Annotated in this window: 3 protein-coding genes; all 3 read left to right on the top strand. The window is 62.2% G+C overall.

What is annotated here, in order from left to right:
* On the top strand, positions 1 to 661 hold a 661-nt coding region (locus tag B2W70_RS00445), incomplete at its 5' end, for a DUF2345 domain-containing protein (protein WP_286741949.1).
* A gap of 3 nt (positions 662 to 664) precedes the next feature.
* Positions 665 to 3,409: a phospholipase D-like domain-containing protein gene (locus tag B2W70_RS00440; protein WP_286741948.1), complete on the top strand. Its 2,745-nt coding sequence runs from the start codon at positions 665 to 667 to the stop codon at positions 3,407 to 3,409.
* On the top strand, positions 3,406 to 4,713 hold a 1,308-nt coding region (locus tag B2W70_RS00435), incomplete at its 3' end, for a hypothetical protein (RefSeq protein ID WP_286741947.1). The genes B2W70_RS00440 and B2W70_RS00435, both read left to right, overlap by 4 nt.

Here is a 4,713-nt window from a genome sequence, read left to right as displayed (position 1 = left end):
GACGCTGGAGCTCAAGACGGCCAGCGGCGAAGTGCAGATCAAGGCGGCCAAGCGCGTGGTGATGGGCGTGTCCGGCGGCGCATCCATCAACATCGCAGGAGACGGTGTGCAGGTTGTCTGCCCAGGCAAGCTGACCATCCGGGCCAACATCAAGAGCATGGTCGGGCCAGGCACCCTGGCGCTGCAACTGCCCAGCCTGCCCAAGTCCAGCATCACGCCCCGACAGATGCAGTTGCAATTGAACCTCATGGGTGAGCCAGGCGCTGAGGGTCGATCGTTGGCAAACAACCCCTGGCGGATCGTGCGCGACGGCGGCGCCCAGTCCGACCGACTCATCGCACAAGGCCAGACGGATGCCCAAGGCCAGATCGCCTTGAGCGACATGCAACAAAAGCGCCTGTCTGTTGCCCTCTCGCGTTGGCCCAACGACATCTGGCTGCTCAGCCCGCAAGGCCAGAGGACCCTGTCATCTGAGTCATTGGGTGGCAAAGCCACAGTCGATCCGAGCCAAGCCGATCTTTTCGCCATGGCTGCACTCGACTTTGCGCCCCAGCCTGAATCGAGCCCACATGCCCCATCGGCTCGCCAGGCTCGCTTGCAAGCCGCCCGAGAACTGGGGCAGCCCTCCAGCAGCCCCATCCACCCCCGAGCAAAGGGCTGAGCCATGAGCGAAACCGCATTTTGCAAACACCACGATGACCGGCAGGTCAATGTCTTCATCGACGAAACCGGCCAGTCGTGGCGCACCGTCAGCGCCAGCCAGGCCGCAGCCCACCAGCAAGACATCACCCACCCCGAGCGCTTTGCGCCGTCTCGCCTGGGTCACCAAACCAAATCCTTCATCAACGGACAGGACTATTTCGCCGATGTGGCCGCTGCCATGGCCGCAGCCAAGCGCAGCATCTTCATCGCCGGCTGGCAGGTGAACTGGGATGTGGAGCTGGTGCCGGGCAAACGCCTCATAGACGTGCTCAGGCAGGCGCTGGACGCCAGCTCCGACTTGCGCATCTACGTGATGCCATGGATGTCGCCCAAGATGCCGCTGAACACGGGCGACTTCGGCACCATGCTGGCCGTGTTTCAACTCAACGCTGGGCGCAACACCATGCGGGCGTTCTGTTGCCCAGCAGGCCTGCAAAACGACTTCACGGGCGTCGAAGAAACCTTCTTCAGCCACCACCAAAAGCAAGTCGTCATCGACAACCAGATTGCCTACATCGGGGGCATGGACCTGGCCTATGGCCGGCGCGACGACGCTCGCAGCAGCCTCAACCACGAATGGCGCCAAGGCGCTGAGCGCTACAACCCGGGCATCCCGCCCATGCGCGCGTTGACGCCGTCAGAGATGATGCAGTTCGTGACCGAGGCGGAGTTGCTGCAATCCACCCTCAAGGGCGCACTGTCCTTCGGGTTGTCAGCGCCGCTTCAAGAGATGCTGCTGAGCACCCGTCGGGCCAGTGCTGACGGTCTGGCTGGCCAAATGGTGGACCGCCTCTACTCGTGGTGGCAAGAGCCCCTGCCTGATTGGCTGACCAAGCCGATGGAAGCGATCAAGCCCACCATCGGGCAGTTGCTTGACGAGGCCAGGACGCTGACCGAGCAAGAGGTGCTGCGCAGGTTGCAGCAGGGCACCTTGACGGCTGCGGACGTTCAAAAGCCGCTGCAAGTGGTGGCCAAGCTGATGAAGGCCGCGTACAGCAACTTGCTCAAAGCGGCGTGGCTCAATCAGGCACCTCACCCTGACCTGCTCAAGCCCAGTCAGCAATCGATGCCCTTGTCCGGAGCCGTGCTGGCCGACGACCAGCCGCGCCAGCCCTGGCAGGACGTGCACATGCGCATGGAGGGCCCTGCCGTCTATGACGCGGCCATGAACTTCATCCGCCGCTGGAACAGCCTGCAGCACAGCTACCTGGCGGGCGACGCCGATTTGCGCAGCAAGGTGCGCGTGCCTGACAGCCTGGTGCCCCAAGAGCCGGCCTACACCGCCAAGGGGCCTGGCACGGCCAAGGTGCGCGTGCTGCGCAGCGCATCGCTGAAGCTGCAACAACAAGAACGCGCAGCCATGCCGCAATTGCCCGCCCCGCAGGTCGTTCAGCACGACATCCACGACGTGATGGTGCGGCTCATCTTGGGCGCCACGCACTTTGTCTACATCGAGAGTCAGTTTTTTCAGAGTCGGTTTGGGGAGCCGTCTATCAACCCGACCTCAAAAGAAGGCCAAGACCTGCAATCCGCGGCCCTCAAGCAACTGCTGTCGCAAAGCGGGGCGCGCATCAAGTCAGCTTTGACGCTCATCGGCAAGAACGCCCAAGGCGATAAGCTGCCGCAGAACCAGATCTGCTGGGCGCTGGGCCAACGCATCGAGCACGCGGTGCGCTGCAACTTCCCCTTCCATGCCTTCGTGGTCTTGCCCGTTCACCCCGAGGGCCGGCTCGATGACCTGGCCATCATCGGCCAGATCCACTGGACCATGCAAAGCCTGGTCTACGGCAGCCACAGCCTGGTCAACCGTGTGCGTTGCGCGATAGCGGCCAAGAAGCTGCTGGCGGGCAAGAAGGTGATCCGCCGTGAGTTGTGGCAGGCGATGCTGCAAAAGGTGCGCGAAGGCAAGCCTGGTGAGCGCCCGTACGAAAAAGTCACGCCCGCCGAATGGGCGCCTTACCTCACGCTGCTGAACCTGCGCAATTGCGAGGTGGTGGGCGGCAAGGTGCGCACCGAGCAGATTTATGTGCACAGCAAACTGCTGATCGTGGACGACGCCGAGGTGGTGATCGGCAGCGCCAACATCAACGACCGCAGCCTCAACGGCGACCGCGACAGCGAGCTGGCCGTGTTCGTCAACGACACCGCCCTGCGCGACTCGATGACGCACGGCTGCGCCACCAAGGTGTGCACGTTTGGGCACCAGTTGCGGGTTGACCTGTGGCGCAAGCACCTGGCGCTGGCGGGCAACGGTAATGCGGTGGTCAAGCCGGCGTCAGCCTTGGCCGGACTGATGGAGCAGCCTGCCACACCGCAGGCGATCAAGCTCATCCAGCAGATCGCCACGGCCAATCAGGCGGCGTATGAGAAGGTGTTTGCGCATGTGCCAAGGAGCATTCAAAAGGGAGCTCCGATTGAAATCAAAGCATCAATTTGGCCACCTGTGAACCGCAACCCACAACAGCCTTCGCTGGGGATAACCGCCTACGCGAACCAAATGCCATTCTCGGAAGCCTTCTGGAAAGCCGCCGCGCCAAAAGCTGCCCCCCAAGGCATTCAGGGCTTCTTCACAGCCTTGCCCATCGAATGGACCGATGGTGAGAACAACCACCCCGACATGAACAAGGTCCTGCTCACTCAGGTGCCCGCCGAAGGCACCTACCATGCGCAAGCATCGCGCCACGACACGCAGGAGCAAACTGGATGATGATCAAAGCGCCGCCCTACCTTCGCCCCACGGCACGATGGGCATTGACCACGCTGATGTTGATCAGCATGACTGCATGCGGTCAAAGCAACGCCAACAAAGCGGCCCCCTACGCAAAGCAGTCAGGTTGGAGCAGTGTGTGCCTGGGCACCGCTCTAGTTGATTTGCCCGAGAAGATCGAGGTGGCTGACTCGGGCATGGAGCACCACAGCGGCTACGGGTTCGACCACCAGTTCTTTGGCGCAGCGTCAGCGCGTCCTCTTGTAGCCAATATCAAGATACAGGAAACCGCCGCAGGTACCGCAAAGGACCTTGGCGCCTTGAAGGGAGTCGGCAATTTTAAGTCTATCGTTCGGCCGGGACTGAACCTCGACTCTGAGCAACGAGAGGAACGTAAGAAACACGTGCGCGAGGTGGATGTTGGTGACCCAAATGCATACGCATTTCGGCAATATGGCATTTACGACATTGGTTACTTGGATTCTTCAGATAAAAGGCTGAGGACATTCTCTGGCGCGCTTCGTGTATTTACTGATCAAGAAGAGTACGAGCGGATGTTTCGCTCGTTCACCGACGCCGACATTCGAGCCTTCTACCAACACCTGCGCACCAACCTTTACCGCGCCCGCGCCCCCGAAGAGCTTCCCACCGAACCTGGCGTTTGCACCCCTTTCGGCCTGTTCCGCCAACAAGCGGGTCAGCCTCTACCCGACTTCGATGTCGAGGTGCCACTTCGCAGCCTGAAGTACCCCAGCCTGGTGTTCTTCGTGCGCGTGAAGACACCCGACATCAACGCCCCCAAGGACATCAAAGACCTGCCCGACCCCAACCACGTGACCATGGACGACATCAAGTCGCTCAAGGGCATGGAGGGCATCTTGTTGTTGGCCAACCTGATGGGCATCAAGCAAACCGTGGGACCTGAGCCTGTGGCCATCGCCGGCCAACCCGGCCGCCTGCTGGCGCGCGAGTACCACCACGACGGTGGGCTGGACCCCAACGGCGGTGGCCCGGGCGCCGCCTACGAAATACAGGCCGATGTGCTGGGCGTTCAAGGCCGGCCCGACATGCCCGCCATGACCATCCGCATGGCCGCGATGCTGCCGGACAAGGAGCCCTATCCCAAGCCAACCAGGCAATGGAACCCGTCCAAGCAGCGCTTCGATATGGTGCCCTTCAAGCCTGCGCGCCCCGGCATCCGGGGCATCCAGCCACCGCCATTCGATCAGGGCTTGGCCTACTTCCGGCTGGTGCTGTCCAGCGTGCGGCCTGCCGAGGCGGTGGCGGCGAGCGTGGCGGGGGTG

It is taken from the genome of Aquabacterium sp. UBA2148, assembly GCF_002328915.1.
Taxonomy (GTDB): domain Bacteria; phylum Pseudomonadota; class Gammaproteobacteria; order Burkholderiales; family Burkholderiaceae_C; genus Aquabacterium; species Aquabacterium parvum.
This window is presented reverse-complemented; position numbering and strand designations above follow the sequence as displayed.